Source organism: Microcoleus sp. K1-B1 (genome assembly GCF_036704705.1).
Lineage (GTDB): Bacteria > Cyanobacteriota > Cyanobacteriia > Cyanobacteriales > Microcoleaceae > Microcoleus.
Genome location: NZ_JAUBSH010000001.1, coordinates 1 through 17,024 on the forward strand (window position 1 = coordinate 1; position 17,024 = coordinate 17,024).

16 protein-coding genes are annotated in these 17,024 nt (G+C 46.4%); 9 read left to right on the plus strand and 7 right to left on the minus strand.

Annotation, left to right across the window (positions count from 1 at the left end; all coding sequences use genetic code 11):
- The first annotated feature begins 221 nt into the window (after positions 1-221).
- Positions 222-713: an ureidoglycolate lyase gene (locus QUA83_RS00005; RefSeq protein ID WP_333290764.1), complete on the plus strand. Its 492-nt coding sequence runs from the start codon at positions 222-224 to the stop codon at positions 711-713.
- A 210-nt stretch (positions 714-923) separates the two neighbouring features.
- Positions 924-2,189 (plus strand): cytosine deaminase, encoded by a 1,266-nt coding sequence (gene codA / locus QUA83_RS00010; protein WP_333290765.1) that lies wholly within the window; start codon positions 924-926, stop codon positions 2,187-2,189.
- 71 nt (positions 2,190-2,260) lie between these two features.
- Here the strand turns inward: codA and QUA83_RS00015 are convergent, their stop codons facing one another.
- On the minus strand, positions 2,261-3,652 hold the full coding sequence (locus tag QUA83_RS00015) for an ISKra4 family transposase (protein ID WP_333290766.1): 1,392 nt from the start codon (positions 3,650-3,652) through the stop codon (positions 2,261-2,263).
- 32 nt (positions 3,653-3,684) lie between these two features.
- Between QUA83_RS00015 and QUA83_RS00020 the strand changes: the two genes are divergently transcribed.
- The 5 genes from QUA83_RS00020 (at position 3,685) to QUA83_RS00040 (ending at position 6,866) form a co-directional block, all read left to right on the plus strand.
- Positions 3,685-4,068, plus strand: coding sequence for a hypothetical protein (locus QUA83_RS00020; protein ID WP_333290767.1), 384 nt, complete (start codon positions 3,685-3,687; stop codon positions 4,066-4,068).
- Positions 4,069-4,079: 11 nt separating this feature from the next.
- Positions 4,080-4,532 carry a hypothetical protein gene (locus tag QUA83_RS00025; protein ID WP_333290768.1) on the plus strand — a complete coding sequence of 151 codons (453 nt, stop codon included), beginning with the start codon at positions 4,080-4,082 and terminating at the stop codon, positions 4,530-4,532.
- Positions 4,533-4,630: 98 nt separating this feature from the next.
- The gene (locus QUA83_RS00030; RefSeq protein WP_333290769.1) at positions 4,631-5,092 is read left to right on the plus strand and encodes a KGK domain-containing protein; all 462 of its coding nucleotides are present in this window, start codon (positions 4,631-4,633) and stop codon (positions 5,090-5,092) included.
- Positions 5,093-5,211: 119 nt separating this feature from the next.
- Positions 5,212-5,388: a DUF4089 domain-containing protein gene (locus QUA83_RS00035; RefSeq protein WP_190732723.1), complete on the plus strand. Its 177-nt coding sequence runs from the start codon at positions 5,212-5,214 to the stop codon at positions 5,386-5,388.
- Positions 5,389-5,402: 14 nt separating this feature from the next.
- Positions 5,403-6,866, plus strand: a complete 1,464-nt coding sequence (locus QUA83_RS00040; protein WP_333290770.1) for an AtzE family amidohydrolase — start codon at positions 5,403-5,405, stop codon at positions 6,864-6,866.
- 11 nt (positions 6,867-6,877) lie between these two features.
- On the opposite strand, the gene rpsU is transcribed toward QUA83_RS00040, so the two are convergent.
- The 4 genes from rpsU to QUA83_RS00060 all read right to left on the minus strand — a co-directional run bounded on the left by rpsU (position 6,878) and on the right by QUA83_RS00060 (position 11,045).
- Positions 6,878-7,072, minus strand: a complete 195-nt coding sequence (gene rpsU, locus QUA83_RS00045) for a 30S ribosomal protein S21 (protein WP_006632476.1) — start codon at positions 7,070-7,072, stop codon at positions 6,878-6,880.
- A gap of 173 nt (positions 7,073-7,245) precedes the next feature.
- Positions 7,246-8,380, minus strand: a protein-coding gene (prfB, locus tag QUA83_RS00050) for a peptide chain release factor 2 (protein ID WP_333290771.1) whose coding sequence is annotated in 2 segments (ribosomal slippage) — positions 7,246-8,307 and positions 8,309-8,380 — 1,134 coding nt in all. Because the reading frame shifts where the segments join, the coding sequence is not laid out codon by codon here.
- Positions 8,381-8,488: 108 nt separating this feature from the next.
- Complete coding sequence (locus tag QUA83_RS00055) at positions 8,489-10,072, minus strand: tetratricopeptide repeat protein (protein ID WP_333290772.1); 1,584 nt, start codon at positions 10,070-10,072, stop codon at positions 8,489-8,491.
- 244 nt (positions 10,073-10,316) lie between these two features.
- Positions 10,317-11,045: a Bax inhibitor-1 family protein gene (locus QUA83_RS00060; protein ID WP_333290773.1), complete on the minus strand. Its 729-nt coding sequence runs from the start codon at positions 11,043-11,045 to the stop codon at positions 10,317-10,319.
- A gap of 547 nt (positions 11,046-11,592) precedes the next feature.
- Between QUA83_RS00060 and QUA83_RS00065 the strand changes: the two genes are divergently transcribed.
- Positions 11,593-11,919: a PEP-CTERM sorting domain-containing protein gene (locus QUA83_RS00065; RefSeq protein WP_333290774.1), complete on the plus strand. Its 327-nt coding sequence runs from the start codon at positions 11,593-11,595 to the stop codon at positions 11,917-11,919.
- Between the two features lie 82 nt (positions 11,920-12,001).
- On the opposite strand, the gene bchD is transcribed toward QUA83_RS00065, so the two are convergent.
- A complete protein-coding gene (gene bchD, locus QUA83_RS00070) occupies positions 12,002-14,116 on the minus strand; it encodes a magnesium chelatase ATPase subunit D (RefSeq protein WP_333290775.1) in 2,115 nt (704 codons plus the stop codon).
- A gap of 34 nt (positions 14,117-14,150) precedes the next feature.
- Positions 14,151-15,434, minus strand: coding sequence for a HAMP domain-containing sensor histidine kinase (locus tag QUA83_RS00075; protein WP_333290776.1), 1,284 nt, complete (start codon positions 15,432-15,434; stop codon positions 14,151-14,153).
- A 207-nt stretch (positions 15,435-15,641) separates the two neighbouring features.
- On the opposite strand from QUA83_RS00075, the gene QUA83_RS00080 reads away from it, so the two are divergent.
- Positions 15,642-16,979, plus strand: a complete 1,338-nt coding sequence (locus tag QUA83_RS00080) for an ArsB/NhaD family transporter (protein ID WP_333290777.1) — start codon at positions 15,642-15,644, stop codon at positions 16,977-16,979.
- The last annotated feature ends 45 nt before the right edge of the window (positions 16,980-17,024 follow it).

Here is a 17,024-nt window from a genome sequence, read left to right on the forward strand (position 1 = left end):
ATCTCTTTGAGCACAACTTGATATTTTTTATTATATCATATTAGTTGTTTGTGTAATTAATTTTGTTTGACTACTTAAGGGTGTTTTGGGCGATCGAGAAAGCGAACTAGATTTTTTTATTTAATTAACCGCAGAGGACACAGAGGACACAGAGAAGAGATGAGAGAGGGTTTACTGTATTAAAATGTTCATGACGGATCAAGCTAGGGATGTTGGGCTTTATGAGCGAATCAATTTCGACTAAGCAGTTATCCGCACAATGGGTGACACCGGATAATTTTCGGAGTTACGGTCAAGTTATCTTTGCGGCTGTTGATGGCAAGTCTTTCGATGCTGAGGATGCTCAGTTAAACTTGCAAAATGGTATTCCTAGATTTTACATTATGCGGCTGCACAATAAAGGTCGCAAGTTTGGCAAAATTACGCGGCACGTTCAATGTACTCAGTGTTTGGGTTCTTTGGAGGGGAAGGATTGGTTGATGGCGGTTGCGCCTCCTGGGGGTAGCTATAAACCGAGTTTAGAGGATATGGCTGCTTTTCGGATTCCGGGCAATTGTTTTATTAAGTTAGATGTGGGGACTTGGCACGCTGGGCCGTATTTTGATGCGGATTTTGTTGATTTTTACAATTTGGAGTTGAGCAATACTAATGTGGTTGACCATTTTACCTTTGATTTGGTGAAAAATCACAATCTGGAGTTTGAGATTGTCTGATGTTGGCGATTTGTAGTTGCGCTTTCTTCGGGTGATTATGGTTATAGGTGGGTTTTTTGAGTAAGATTTTTTAACCGCAGAGGGCGCAGAGGACGCAGAGAGGGAGAAGGAGGGGGTTCGCAAGTGATTGGGGAATTCTTTTGGTCTCACTAGGCTGAATCGCAATTAGGAAGGATAAAGTTTACCAGTGTTAAAATAAGTGCAATTGTCATGCCTGAGCAAAAGTATAGCATTGTTCTGCGCGAATGTCGTTTGTTAGGTGCGGGTGATCGCCCAACGGTTGATATTGCTATCGAGGATGACCAAATAGTCGCCGTTTCGCCTCGGATATCAGAACTTGGGGAACGCGAAATCGACATTCAAGGCAAATTAGTCAGTCCCCCGTTTGTGGAGTCGCACATTCATCTCGATTCGGCTTTGACTGCGGGGGAACCGCGATGGAATCAAAGTGGCACTTTGTTCGAGGGAATTCAAATCTGGGGGGAACGAAAGCAATGTTTAACTCTGGATGATGTCAAAAAACGGGCTGTTGAAACTTTAAGGCTGCAAGCGTCTCAAGGGATTTTGTTTGTCAGGAGTCACGCTGATGTTAGCGAACCGACGCTGACTGCTTTGCCAGGACTTTTGGAAGTTCGAGAACAAGTCAAAGATTGGATGACTCTGCAAGTTGTGGCTTTTCCCCAAGACGGGATTTACGGAAGTCCAGAAAATGACAAACTTTTAGAGAAATCTCTGGATATGGGTGCGGATGCTGTGGGCGGGATTCCGCATTATGAGTTGACGCGGGAAGATGGGGTGAAGTCGGTTGAGCGAATTTTTGAACTTGCGGAAAAATACAATAAATTAATAGATGTTCACTGCGATGAAATCGATGATGAACAGTCGAGATTTTTGGAAGTTGTAGTGGCTTGTGCGATTAGAAGCGGGGCGGGTTCGCGGGTGACGGCAAGCCACACGACTGCTTTCGGTTCTTATAACAATGCTTATGCTTTTAAGCTGATGGGAAGTTTGGCAAAATCTGGAATTAATTTCATTGCCAATCCTTTAATTAATATCACCCTGCAAGGCCGCGCTGATACTTATCCCAAACGCCGTGGGGTGACGCGAGTTAAGGAGTTGTGGCAGCAGGGATTGAATGTGAGTTTTGGTCACGACTGCGTGCAAGATCCTTGGTATAGTTTAGGTACGGGAAATATGTTGGATGTCGCTCATATGGCGGTTCATGTTTGTCAGATGACGGGAATGGCTGAGATTGCAGCTTGTTTTAATATGGTCACTGTCAACGGTGCTAAAACTCTCAATCTGGGGGATGATAATTATGGGATAGATGCGGGGAAACCTGCAAATTTGATTGTGTTGGATGCTGAGGATTGTTATGATGCAATTAGGAGGCGCGCTGCGGTTCGCTATGTGATTTCGCGGGGTAAGTTGCTGGCGGAAACTGAACCTGCTAAAATTAGTTTTTATTCGGTTTGACAAACAATATTTGAAGCTGTTAAATTGTGAATCAAGGTGCTATTCCCGATGAGAGTCCGAGAAGGGCGCATCTAGAAGTTGGGGGAGGAGCCAGAATTGGAAAAAAAGTTCGCATCCGAAAACAAGTCGTCGAAGCGACCATTTACCCACGCTAGGCGTAAATGCAGCAAGTGATTAAATCCCTCAGAACTCCATCGCATACCTACACCCTTAAAGCGCTGTTGGATTAACCATTTACAAGCACTCTCGACCATCCCAGAACCTCTGGGTATGGCTTCGGCTTCAAAACTTTTATAAGTAATATGATTTTCATGAATTTTCAAATAATTATGTACTCGGCGGATAATTTGCCGTTGGCTAGGGGTTAAACAACCTAAAGCTAAAACTTTTTCTAATTCTAAAATTACTTCTCTTGAATCTCCATGTGTCAGGTGATGTCGCCACTGTTTAAACCAGTTTTTTGCTTCCCTCGTCCTGCCATCTTTATAAGCTGCTGCCGCTGACCACAAATGTCCAGCCGCATGATAAAAATCTAATACACCTATTACATTTAAGGGAGCTAAATATTGATAATATAAATTCCAAAAACCTACTCCTCCATCCGAGAGCCACACTACCTTAGAGGCTCTGTGTAGTCCAGAACGAATGGCTTCTAGCATTAGCCGGGGACAGAGGTCATTAATATTTCCTAGTACCGCTACTAGACGCCGTTGATGTAACCGGGTTGCTGTTTTACCCGATCGAGTAAAATATGCTTCTAGTCTGGCGATTACTCCCACTTTCACTTCTCGCCATTGTGTGGCTCCTGATGGAGTTTTTTCCTGGGGCCGAAAAGGCACCATTACTCCATCAGCAGCTAGAGCTAAAGCCATTTTTTCTACCTCACAGGGCAAAGACTCAGCTATTGGGTTGTCCCCTTGCTCAAAAGCAGCTATTTCTTTCTGAGTTTTTTCCATTGTCAGCCTTCCTTTGGAGGCAATCCAATTACCAATTGTTTGACTACAAACCTTAATTCCTGTTAGTTGTTTTAGTAATTGACTTGTAATCCCAAAGGGAACAAAAATTGCTAACAAACATCCCAACCTCATGACTTCATCGGAGGTTTTTTGGTCAGGTTTGATTAAGAGCAACTCATCAAGAGGAACTCTCTGGCTATTCTGACACTTGAGGGGGCAACGCCCGACTCTTCTAGACCAGTTAACCGTTCCCACGAGGGTTACTATCGAGCGTTTTTGAAAGCCCTTACTATTGAGTCGGCTACCACAATGAGGACAGTTGGGCCATTCAGTTGGTAACTTGGCACGACTCCATAATTCATTTTCAACCAGAACTCTTGCCACTTCTAATCCTATCCCCCAAGCCACCCAAACAATGGCTCCCAGGCTAGAAGCTGTTTCTAGCTTTAATATGCGGGTTTCCCAGTCTGGGATTTCATCAATGATTCGTTCCAATAATGCTATCATAGAGCTACATAAAAAATTTGTGGACAGGGAATGTGTGCAATCACATTCCTTTTTTATGTTACCCCAACCCCTCCCCTGAACCTCCTCCCGATACAGACCCTTCCGGGACTCCTCTCCCAACTATTAGATGCGCCCGTCCGAGAAATTTGCCGGAGCAACTGCTACTGCAAGATGCTAAGGCTGGTAATTGTAGAGCAATTCAGGGCGGGCCTGACGATATACTAGGGGATGTTTCCAGACTGGTTGCCCTCTATGGAGGTAATCCCGAAGACTGGTACAAAATAACTAGCATTCAGGCTTTTACAATTAATGGAGCTTCCGTACAAGTCCACTGGTTTGAAAATGCAAAAATTTTCCAACAAGTTGAATTAAAGTTTAAACGACAATATCCTAAAATAGCACCTAAGAATTTATAGGTAGATAAGTTATGATTGTTCGCTGTATTGCTAATACTGGGGAAGTTCTACCGGAAAATTATATTGATCCGGCCCGAGGTTATACTAAAAAGGTTGAATTGCCGTTGACAGTTGGCAAGGAATATGTTGTTTATGCAATCCGATCGTGGCAGGGAATAGTTTGGTACTATATTTGTGATGATAATTACACCTATTATCCCATACAGACTCCGGCACCGCTGTTTGAAGTAGTTGATAACCGAGTTTCTAAGTATTGGCAGTTTATGCTTGACCCGAATGGGGTGTTAAGGTTTGCTTTTGAGCAGTGGTTTACTGACCCTTGTTTTTATGATAAGCTGACGGATCAGGAAGAGGCGGAGGTTGAGATTTTTGAGAAGGTTAAGGAATTGATGGATGCTGAGGATTTTACTTTGCCTCCGCTGGATGTTGCCGTTGAGAAGTTGCAGGAAACTGTCAGTGTTTGAGTGGGAAAAGTGCGATAGTCAATTTATTTCTTTACCAGCTTGACTCAGATAGCTTGAAATGGTATCAAATAGGAATCAGCAGAATTTTGTAAAAAAAAATGAACGATGAAATTAAATCCAATAATAACTATGAGACAGTCGGTGATGATGATGTTTTGTTATTCGATGAAGCTACTTTTCTGGTGCGTAGGTTTAAAAACTTAACCGTCAGCAAATTTAGTAAGATACTTGAGACTTATGTAGTTGGAGCTAATAACCAAGGGGGTAACAAGCAGATAATTGAGTGTATGAACGAGCTGCGAATTAACGAAAAAATAATAATTTACGGGTCTGAAATAAACTGGAAGTCCCCTAAAGAAGGAATCGATTGTCAAGTTCTTAAGATAGGTTCTAATGGTTGGCAAAAAGGAAAGATTAAAATCGAAGTTAAGGAAGATTTACAGTTGGGTCAAACACAGGTATGTATAAAGTTTTGTCCTGATGAACTACCAGAGCAAAAATCCCCTTTAGATGATATCAGACAATCCGAGGAATACAAAAAACTGAGCAATAATAACTGACGGCCCGATCGCGATTACAATACAATAATCATCGCACCTAGATCTGAATCTTAGATTTTCAACCGCAGATGAGGGCAGATGTACGCGGATGAACGCTGATGTTTTTTTGGGAGGGACTAATGATAAACATAGAAGAATATGTCGATCGCACGGCTGAACTGATAAACTTACCGTTAGACCCGGAACATCGTCCAGGCGTTGTGGTAAACTTCGAGAGAATAGCTGCGATCGCCCAACTCGTTACTGAATTCCCTTTACCTCAAGCAATCGAAGCTGCGCCAGTGTTTGAACCTTAGATTTTTAACCGCAGATGAACGCAGATGAACGCAGATGTTTTTTAGATAAGGCTGATGCGGTTGCTACGGCAGCGGCTGTTAAATGTGGTAAGGTTACGGCTACAGAGGCGGTAAGTGCTGCTTTGGAACGGATTGCTGTTAAGGATAAAGCTTTTAATTGCTTTACTGCAATCACTGCATCAAGCGCACTCGCAGCAGCCGAAAATATAGATAATTCCATCGCAAATAACCAAAACCCAGGCCCTTTAGCAGGCGTTCCCTTCGCTGTCAAAAACCTGTACGACATCGGCGGAATTACCACTCTAGCAGGGTCAAAAATCAACGCTGACAATCCTCCGGCTACCCAGGACGCGGCGGTGGTCGCCCGACTCAAACAAGCCGGTGCAATCCTCGTAGGTACGCTTAACATGGACGAGTACGCCTACGGTTTCGTCACGGAAAACAGCCACTACGGGCCGACTCGCAATCCCCACGATACTACGCGCATCGCTGGCGGTTCCAGCGGCGGTTCCGCAGCAGCAGTCGCCGCCGGTTTTGTACCCTTCACTCTCGGTTCTGATACTAACGGTTCCATCCGCGTACCCGCTGCTTTGTGCGGTGTCTTTGGGTTTAAGCCTACTTACGGCCGTTTGTCGAGGGCTGGCGCTTATTTATTTTCGAGTAGTTTGGATTGTGTGGGGCCGTTTGGGCGATCGATCAGAGATATGGCGCTGCTGTACGATATCCTGCAAGGTCCTGATTCTCGTGACCCAGTTTGCACTCAACGCCCGCCTGAACTTTGTTCGCCGCAGTTGAATCAAGGCATCGAAGGATTGCGAATTGCTGTTGCTGACGGGTATTTCGCTACAGGCGCCGCACCGGAAGCAATGGAGGCTGTAGAAATAGTTGCTAAAGCCTTGACAAATGTCTTGGATTGTGGTAAAGCCACAGAAAAAACAACAAACCCCCCAAAAATAGGGGGGCTTGCGACTGTCAGCATACCGGAATCCGATCGCGCCCGGGCTGCGGCGTTTATCATTACCGCCTGCGAGGGCGGAAACTTGCATTTAGACAATTTACGATCGCGCCCTCAAGACTTCGATCCGGCGACGCGCGATCGCTTTTTAGCGGGAACCCTGATCCCTGCGACTTGGTACTTGCAAGCGCAGAGATTCAGACAGTGGTACCGCGATCGAATTCGCGAAATATTCCAACACACAGACATCATCCTCGCACCCGCAACCCCGATAGCTGCCCCTGAAATTGGCGTCGAGAAAATGGTAATAGCCGGACAAGAAATCTTAGTGCGTCCCAATCTCGGACTGTTCACCCAACCCCTATCATTTATTGGCTTGCCCGTTCTTTGCGTGCCCGTACAGCGGCCCGGCGCTTTGCCCTTGGGGGTACAAATTATTGGTGCTCCCTACAGCGAAGCGGTGATTCTCCGAGTCGCTGCGGTACTAGAATCGCAAGGCATTATATCTGCCGAATCAATTTAGTGCTAATAATTCTAGGGTTTGTTGTTGCGGTGAAAGCGTCTCTTAGTCCTTCTGGCAATAGCTTTGCGCTTCTGCTTTTCCAACGGGGTTTCAAAGTGGCGGTGCTTTCTCATGTCGGGGAAAATACCCGCTTTGGAAACTTGTCGCTTAAACCGTCGTAGGGCTGACTCAATCCCTTCATTTTCGCCTATTACAACTTGGGTCATTATTTCTCCTTAGTGTTTGTCAGATCAAGTTTTATCATATCAAGGTTTTTGGCCGCGCGACCTGTTGAAGGTCGGGCGATCGACCAAAACCCCAAAATTATAGCAAATCCGCTGCCATTACCACTCTTGATTCTTTAGTCCGCGCAGGCGGACTTTCTATGTGAAGGCGGCAATTATATTCGCGCGGTTGAATCGGTTTGGGCTACCAACTGATTTTCTTGCCGCAGGTAAGCTTGAATAAACGGGTCTAATTCGCCGTTCATCACATCTGCGATGGCGGTTGTTTCCACTCCAGTACGCAAATCCTTGACCATTTGGTATGGGTGAAAAACATAATTGCGAATTTGGTTGCCCCAAGCCGCCTCCACCATATCGCCGCGAATCTCGGCAATTTCCGAAGCGCGCTGTTCTTTAGCAACCACCAACAGCCTAGCCTTGAGTAATGCCAAAGCTTTTTCTTTATTTTGCAACTGACTGCGTTCTTCAGTACAACGGACTGCCAAGCCGGTAGGAATGTGAACGATGCGTACAGCAGTTTCTACCTTGTTAACATTTTGCCCGCCCTTGCCACCAGCGCGGGAGGTCGTGATTTCCAAATCTTTTTCTGGAATGTCCAACTTGACGGATCGATCGAGAATTGGCATCACTTCGACGCCTGCAAAACTGGTTTGACGCTTGTCGTTAGCATTAAAAGGCGAAATTCTGACCAAGCGGTGAGTGCCTTTTTCCGATCGCATATAACCGTAAGCGTAGCGGCCGACAATTTCCAAAGAAGCCGATTTAACACCTGCTTCCTCTCCCTCGGAAATTTCCATTAAATGTACTTTGTAACCTTGACTTTCCCCCCAGCGGGTGTACATCCGCAGCAGCATTTCGGCCCAATCTTGAGCATCTGTGCCGCCGGCCCCGGCGTTAATTGTCAAAACAGCGCCGCCTTCGTCGTAGGGCCCAGATAGTAATTGTTGCAGTTCCCACTGATCGAGTTCGCGGGTTAACTGAGAAAGACTCGATGAGGCTTCTTGGAACAGGGACTCGTCGGCTTCTAACTCCAGCAGTTCTAAAATAGCTTTAGCATCTTCCAAGCTAGTTTGCCAGCCGCGATATTGGTCTAAATGAGATTTGAAGTCATTAAGTTCTTGGAGGGTTTCTTGAGCTCGATCTTGGTCGTCCCAAAATGCTGGTTGGGCGCAGATTTGCTCTAAGTCTTGAATTTTGGCTGTGAGTGCGGGGATGTCAAAGATAGTCCTGGGTTGCACCCAGTCGATCGGACAATGTTTCGATGTTGTGTTTGATGTGTAGAATTTCCACTGTGAGCTCTCCGGCGTTGTGGGGTGTATTTTTGAGTTTAGCTGAAATTTTAACCTTTCAGCAACTAATGCGTGTATCCGTGTCCAAATCCGTGTCGTGGCTTCCTTCTTATATATACTGTGAACCTGTTGAATTGAAAGTTTTACCGCATTCGTGAGCGCATACGTCCAACCTTTTAGAACAGGAAAAACTTTTTGTGAGGTCTTCGCGAAACCAATCACTTTCCAGGGCATCTTTCACCGATTGAGTTCTGAGAGAATTAAAGCCCTCTCCGTATTTTTCAATTAAAGCCAGCATCTGCGGTCTGTAAGTATCATTATAAACAGCGTATTTAGTATGACTTACCCAACAACAAGGCCAGAGTTCCGCTTCAAAACTGATAAAAATGTCTTTGCTAGCTTGAGTTTGGCAGCTAATTTCTACATTTCGGTAGTAATTGTTTAGGCTACCAAATTTTTCTACAGCTTGGATAAATTGGTCTCCCTGTGGATTTTTATATTGTTCCAACGATGGGGGTTGAAGTTCTTCGCTGGCTGGCTTTGATGGGACGGGCTGAGTTTGATTGGGTGCTTGAGAGGTTTCGATAGCTATAGCTTGATACCAAGCATAATTTGCTTTTTCTGGTTGCCCCAACTGCGTCAACACTTTAGCTAAATTGCGATAAGCTCCGGCAAAATTGGGTTTAAGCTCGATCGCCTTTTGGTAATAAGCACTAGCTGGCTGCCACTGTTGCTGTTGGGCATAAAGACTGCCGACATTAGCATAAACTTCTGGAAAATTAGGCTGAATTTTGAGGGCTTTTGCGTAACAATCGGCTGCTGCTTGCATCTTCCCCAAACCTTGAACAGCATTGCCTAAAGTTTTCCACGCTGCTGCAAAATTAGGTTGAATTTTTAGGGATTGTTGGCTGGCGGCGATCGCCTCTGATAGCTTTCCTTGTTTCAAACATTCCTCAGCTTGTTTGTGCAACCCAACAGCCGTCTGTGTTTGATTTTTAGGGGCTGACGCATTAGTTGTTGCTGGTTGGTTTGGGCGATCGCTCTTGGCATCTACCTGAGAGTTTTCTGCCTTCTGAGGCTGTTGATTTGCGGACTCTTTCTCATAAATCTCTTTCGCCACAAAACGAGAGGTTGCTTTCGGTACAAACTCGACAAATCCTAGTTGTTGGGCTAAATCCCGCGCTGCTTCTACTTGGTGCTGGTTGTGTTCAAATATCAAGTAGTGCCATACAGCTTTTCCGCCAGCTTGGATGAAGGCATTAACCGACTGCATTATTCTATCCCAGTTGGTATTTTTGCGGTAAATGCTGTTAGTATCTGCCAAGCCGTCGATACTAAAGGTTACGCTGTCGTTTTCTCCTGTCATCGCCTTTGCCAGGGATCGCCACCAGTCGGGATTGCGTCCGCTACCATTAGTATAAAGCCCGATTTGAGGAACTCCCATGCGATGCCAATATTCGATCGCGGGAATTGTGGTATTGCTAGTCATAGCATCGCCGTAGTTGCCGCACATATAAACCAAATCCAACTGAGAGCAAAACTCTTGTGGGAAAATTCTCTCAATATCCTCAATCTTTAATTCCGCCCCCGGCAAAATCGGGTTGTCGGTGCGGGGACACTGCGGACAAGCTGCATTGCACCTAGAGGTAATTTCTACGCTGACTCTCCTAATATCTTCATATTTTAGGTACATGAGTTTTCCCCAATTAATTTGTGATTAATATTGAAATCGCGATCGACAGAATTAAATAACAAGGGTTTTGATTGAGCGATTAAAAATAAAGATTATACCTCATGTCGGCCGGCTGCAAACATTATATAAGTTTTTTGTATGAGGGACAGAAGAGGCGATGACGACTATCTTGGTTGCAAATCTTAATCAAAAACCGCGGCTCGATGTCGATCGAGCCACGGTTTTTTTTAAGCTAAAGTTTCAATTAATCCCGGCCGTTGAGAGCAATCAGCAGGCGCAGAATGAAAATGAACAAGTTGATGTAGGTCAAGTACATCGACAGAGCGGCGGGCAAATACTGGTCGTCTCGGTAGCTGCGGGGTAGTATGTAAAAATCGACGATCGCAGCGCCGGCAAATATAAACACGCCGATGCCAGAAATGCCAATTTCCAACCAGGTTGGGGTGTAGACGCCAAATAGAGCGAGCAGAAACTGACCGCCAACGACGACGAATAAAGCAATCACACCTAAACTGATAGTTTTGGTGAGGGCCATGCCGTCTTGTTCAGAAAGGTTAGAGCCAATTTGGCGGGCGGCGATAAAGGTAATGCCGCAGCCGAGGGCAGCAAAAGCGATGCCGGAGATGCCGACGCCTTGGGTTCTGAGGGCTGTAAATACCAATCCGCTGAGGGTATAGCCGGAAAGCAGGCTGTAGGTTGCCAGCAGCGGCAAAGCGGTGTTTTTGTTGCCTTGTTCGGCAGCACCGCGGGCGACAAAGAATAGAATTAATTCTACGACGATCGCGGCAATGAATGTGGGAAAGAAGAGTCGGGGATAGTTGCGGATCACTCCGAGGCCGCCGTAGGTGCCGACAGCAGTTAAGACAAGTCCGCCGCCCACGAAGGGGAGAGCGTTGGAGATGACGTTGGGGCCTACTAGCGCGTGGTTTTTGGCCTCGCGCACGGCTTCGCGGAAATTGCTAGTGTTACTCACGAGGATTTACCTAATTTTGGCTGAGAATTGCTATCTATCATTTTGACAGCTTTACACTGTGTTTGCAAAACCTGAAAGAGTTTAAAGATTTGATAAAGAAGGGGGGTGAAATCACTCCAAAGCAGGGATCGATTGTTTATAATCGACTGCGTACAGGTATGTGTCGTGTCGCTGTCTCGCACCGTTGCGCGTCGCGGCAAAGCTATAATTGAGGTTAAAGGGCCGGCGCTATCTGTGGCCAGGGGCAGCTTACAATCGCTCAAATCACAAATAGCTGAAGTCAATCAATTTTGGAGGGGGGATTTACGATTGGGGATTAAGGAGTATATGCTAGAGGCATGGGCCACAGTTGATTTTAGGTTTTTGATTTGCGACTTAGTTGAAACTAGGGACCAGAAACTTCAATAATCTAAAATATAAAATATAAATAAAATCTAAAATCTAAAATCGGTTCCGTTAATTGCTAAGGTAGCTCAGACAGAGAATACCCAGAAAATCAATGAATAGAGCTAGTTCTATCGACAAACTGCTAAATAGGTAATGTCCCATGCCCACCTTTTTTGAGCGAAAAGTATTGCCCCCTACAGCCGGGATTTTATTGGCTGTCGCCGCCATTATTTCCGGCGGTCAAGCTGCCGTTGCAGCTAATGTCCAAGCCGTTTCTACCGCTGCTTTAGGGCAGGGTTCAGAAAATTTGCTGCTGGCTCAGACCGGTCAACTCCCCCAAAGTACAACTTCTTCAACCCCGAACCGGGGGACGGAAAACCGCGTACCTCTCCCCGCAAGAATTCCTGAGCCTTCGACGGTGGTAGGGTTGGGTTTAGTGGCGGGTTCGCTGGCGCTGACTCGCCGGAAAGTGAGAGTTAAAAATTAGACTTTGGGCAAAAAGTCTAATTTTTGGATTTTTAACCGCAGATAAACGCGGATAAACGCAGATAAATCCGGGTATCAGGATTTTAGCCGATCGCGTCGCGTAGAGCATTTTTAGTCATAGCTGCGATCGACTGTTCGGTAGCTTTGGGCAAGTGATAGTATTTCCCTCCAGAAGTCTTGGCCAATTCCTTCGCAAAGCCAGTCGAAATAAACTTGCTCTCGGTATCAATCACCAGCAACTGCATTCCCAACCCACGAATTTTGGCAGCAATTTCTAACAATTCCTGCTTAATATCAGGCTTTTCTCCATCTACAATCGGTTCGCCCAAAGAACGAGCCAAAGGAATATTACCGCGTCCGTCAGTAATGGCGACAATCGCAACTTGACCGATATCTCCAGACTGACGCGCGTTGACTCCCACCCGCACTGCTTGAGTCAAACCGTGGGCCAGGGGGGAACCGCCGCCGCAGGGCAACCGTTCCAAACGCTTGCGGGCCAAGGCTATCGAGCGAGTCGGCGGTAGCAGCACTTCTGCTTGTTCTCCGCGAAAGGGAATGAGAGCAACTTGGTCGCGGCTTTGATAAGCTTCTGTGAGTAGCTGCATGACTGCACCTTTGGCCGACTGCATTCGGTTGAGGGCCATCGAACCGGAGGCATCGACGACAAATACGACTAAAGCTCCAGCTTTTCGGGCCAAGCGCTTCGCCCGAATGTCTCCCTGTTCGACAAATACACGGCGCTCAACCTCCCCTTGCCCCCCCTTGCTAAGGGGGGGGTGCGGGGCGTGAGAATTCCTGTCGCGACGGGCTTTTTGGTAGGGCGCGGCGGCTCTGAGGGTGGCGTCAACGGCGATGCGGCGGACGGGGCCTTTGGGTAATACTGGCTTGACGTAACGGCCTCTATCTTCCGAGAAAATGGTGCTGCGGCTGCCCGATTTGCCTTGGCGGTTGGCGGCTTGGGCGAAAAAAAGCACGCTGGGGTCGAGAATTACTCCTTCGGGGTCGAAGAGAAATTCTTCGGGAATGGTATCTTTTTCTGGTTCTTCTTCAGGTTCCGGGTTGTCTTCATCCTCTTGGTCTTCTTCGTCTTCTTGCTCGTTTTCTGGTTCGTCTTGTTCTTGTTCTGACTGCTTTTGGGGAGGCGGTGGGGGGGGAGGAGGAGGAGAGTTTTCGTCTGGGGGAGTTTGAATGATGGTGGCGCGGGGTACGATGACTAATTCTACGGCGCGGCGCAGGTCTTCGGCGTTAACTTCTGTGCGTCCCTCGATGGCGGCGGCGGCTTTGGCGACGCGGACTGCGAATATTTCGGCGCGGTGTCCTTGAACGCCACCCCGGATGGCTTCTTCTACTAGGTAGGCAATTTGTTCGCGTTTAATGCTGACATCTTTGAGCCATTCTCTGGCTAGGATAATTTGGGTTTTGAGGTTGTCGGTATCTTCGCTGTATTGATTGAGAAATTCTTGGGGGGAGCTGGAGTAGGATAAAGCTTGTTCTACTGCGTAGACTCTTTCTTCTAGTTCGAGTGCTGCGTCGGCTGAAAGTACGATCGCGATGCGATCGAGCAAATGTTCTCTCAGTGGCCCTTCTTCGGGGTTGTAGGTGGCGATAAATAGAGGTTTGCAGGGGTGTTGGAAGCTAATACCTTCGCGCTCTATTTGGTTGCGTCCTTCGGTTAATACTGTTAGCAATTGGTTGGAAATGTTGTCATCGAGGAGGTTAATTTCGTCTACATAAAGTACGCCTCGATTTGCTTGGGCTAAGAGTCCGGGTTGAAATACGGTTTGACCGAATTTTACTGATTGTTCGACATCGACTGAACCTAAGAGTCTGTCTTCGGTGACACCCAAAGGAATTTGAATGAAGGGTGTGGGAATTATTTCTGTATTTGGGGAATTAGTATCAGTGGTGTGGGCATCTTGCCCGCCATTTTCTGGTAACAAGTTTGATGCCTGTTCGGCAATATTTTCATTAGGTTCGGCGTTGCAAAAAGAATCTTTAACAATTTCAATGGGTGGCAGTAAGGAGTGCAAGGCGCGGGCCATTACTGATTTTGCTGTACCACGGCGGCCTGCGATCGCAACTCCTCCCAATCCGGGATCTACTGCTGCTAACAGCAGGGCTAGTTTGATTGCTTCTTGCCCGACTACGGCGGTGAGGGGAAAGGCTGTGGTGGAAGGGCTAAGGTTGGCTGCGGGCATAGGATTTTCGGATGTAAAAATTTGAACTTAATGTTTAGCTTACTTCTTGGAGTATTTTAACTTCTTGCGGCAGAATCACGGTAAAAGTTGAGCCGACTCCTATTTCTGATACTAACTCGATTTTGCCTTGCAGCAGCGAGACGAGCCGCGATACTATTGCTAATCCTAGGCCAGTGCTCTCGGTGGGAAAGAGCTGTTTGCCTGCTTCTCCTGCTTGAAAGAAGGGGTCAAAGATGCGGTTTGTATCTTCGGGGGCGATGCCAATGCCGGTATCTGTAATTGCGATCGCCCAATTTCCTTCTCCAGCAGGGTGGCAACTTAATTCGATGCTACCAGATTCTGTATAGCGAATGGCATTGCTCAGCAGGTTGATCAGAATTTGTTGCAGCCGCCCAGAGTCGGAGATTACTTGTGTTGGGCCGCAGTCGCTGGTAACAGCGAGCTTTAATCCTTTAGCATCAGCAATTGGCTGCATCATTTCTACTACGGTGTTAATTACCGATCGTACATTAGTTCGCTGCAGGTTAAGTTTAATTTTTCCGGCATCGGCGCGAGAAAGTTCTAGGGTGTCATTAATCATGCGAAGCAACTGTCTGCCGTTACGCAATACTCGCTCGATGTGTTCGATGCCGGGGAGAGTATCTTTGACTTCAGATTGCCATTTTTCTTTTCGCAGGAATAGTTCGGAATAACCAATAATTGAGTTGAGAGGAGTTTTGAGTTCGTGAGCCAAATGGTAGACGTTTTCTTGATTGACGCTGACGAGGCGAGCGAGTTCTTGATTGGTGAGTTGTAACTGAGTTTGGATTTGTTGAAGTTCCCGCAGTCTCTGAGCAACGTAGCTGTTGAAACACTGGGCAATTGCTTCGTCTACTACGGCATCTATGAGCCTAAAAGCTCTGAATACGTCGGCGGTGGTTCCTGCTAGCAATTCTGATTCTAACTGCGAAAATATTACTTGACGCAATAAGTGGTATTCCCGGGCTACTTCGGCAGCATCGTAGCCTTGTTCGGCTCTGAGAAATCCGTGATCTAAACTGGCTTCAATTATTAGTTTTATTTCGCTGTTTTGATATTGGGAAAGCACTGTGGCCATTGCCGCCAGCAGGTGAGGTATATGATTTTCGATTGCTGAGTGCGGTAAGGCGTCAGCGCTTTCAATTTTCCGATCCTGACGAACTGCTTCAATCCAGTTTTTGACGATAGTATCGGTTTTTTCGGCGAGCACTTGGCTGTAGTCCATGATGTCTGCGTGGGGGTTGAGTTTGGCAGAGATTGCCCATGCTTCATTGTAGTTGAGCGATCGCCAGATCGCCATATCAAACTTCGGGCGATCGCGACCCTGCCAAAAGAAGTAGTTTTGAGGTGATTTTTTTCCCAGGGCCGGATCTCTCTCTAGGGGTCGATCCCAGCTTGTTGCTACAATAATCAGCCCTTCAACCTATTGACAGAAGAGCCATAAAGTAGTACATTGCCTCACACTAATAGTTTTTAATTTTAAGTATTAAATTGTTCAGGGGAATAAATGGAAAACGTACAAGCTGTGATTGCTGCAACAACATTTATATGTGTAATTTTCTTAATAATTACAGAATGGATACACCTAACAGTTGCGGCATTTCTGGGAGCAGTGATTCTGGTGTTTACCCACGTGATGACGTTAAACAACGCGATCGAATATATCGGTCGGAGTCACGCCACGCTGGGCTTATTCTTCGGAGTCATGGTAATGGTGAGAGCCTTTGAGCCTACCAAAGTATTTGAATACTTGGCAACTCAAATTGTGCTTTTGGCTAAAGGCAAAGGTAAAAATCTCTTGCTGGGTGTTGTCGCAATTACTACGCCAATTTGTGCAGTTTTGCCCAATGCCACGACAGTCATGCTGCTAGCACCATTAATTCCGCCAATGGCAGAAGAAGTAGGTGTAGATTTTGTGCCGTTACTGATTTTAATGGTATTTGTGGCTAACAGTTCGGGACTGCTGACCATCGTGGGCGATCCGGCGACATTCATTGTCGGGGATGCTATTAACATGAGCTTTGCAGATTACCTGGTAAAGTTAAGTTTGGGCGGGGCGATCGCATTAGCAGTTATATTAGTTACGTTGCCTTGGCTGTTCCGCGAAATTTGGCACAAGAACTTAGACGATTTGGAACATTTGCCCCACCCAAAAATCAATCACCCGCGAGTTTTAGCAGTAGGCGGCTTAATTATAGCTTTCGTGCTGACCTTTTTTGTAATAGGAGAGTCTCTGCCCGTGCCTATTTCACCGGCAGCCGTTGCTTTGTTGGGGGCTGCTTTGGCAATGCTCTTAGCTCACCATTCCCAAATTGATTCTGTTAATAATATTTTGCGGGATTTAGATTGGAGCACCCTGCTATTTTTTATGTCTATCTTTGTGCTGATTGGCGGTTTAGAAAAAACCGGAGTCATCGCCAGTATATCTGGAATATTAGCAGTGATTTTAGGTAAGAATATTTTTCTGGGTTCTTTAGTTTTGTTATTTTTTGTGGGTTTGATGTCGAGCGTGGTGCCAAATATTCCGCTGGTAGTGGCGATGGTGCCGCTGCTAAAACAGTATGTTGTCAATGTCGGGCTTGCACCGGCAGAAGTGCTGGCGCCGGATTTTGCAGGGCAGTTTCCACCTGCTGTGCTGCCACTGTTTTATGCGATGATGTATGGAGCAACTTTAGGAGGAAATGGCACTTTGGTAGGAGCTTCTTCTAATATAGTGGCGGCGGGAATTTCTGAACAGCACGGGCGCCGGATTTCTTTTAAAACTTTTCTGCGTTACGGGCTTCCTGTGATGGCGCTGCAATTGGTGGCTGCGGCTGTTTATGTAACTATTCGGTTTCTGATTTGAAGGAAGAAGGAAGAAGGAAGAAGGAAGAAGGAAGAAGGAAGAAGG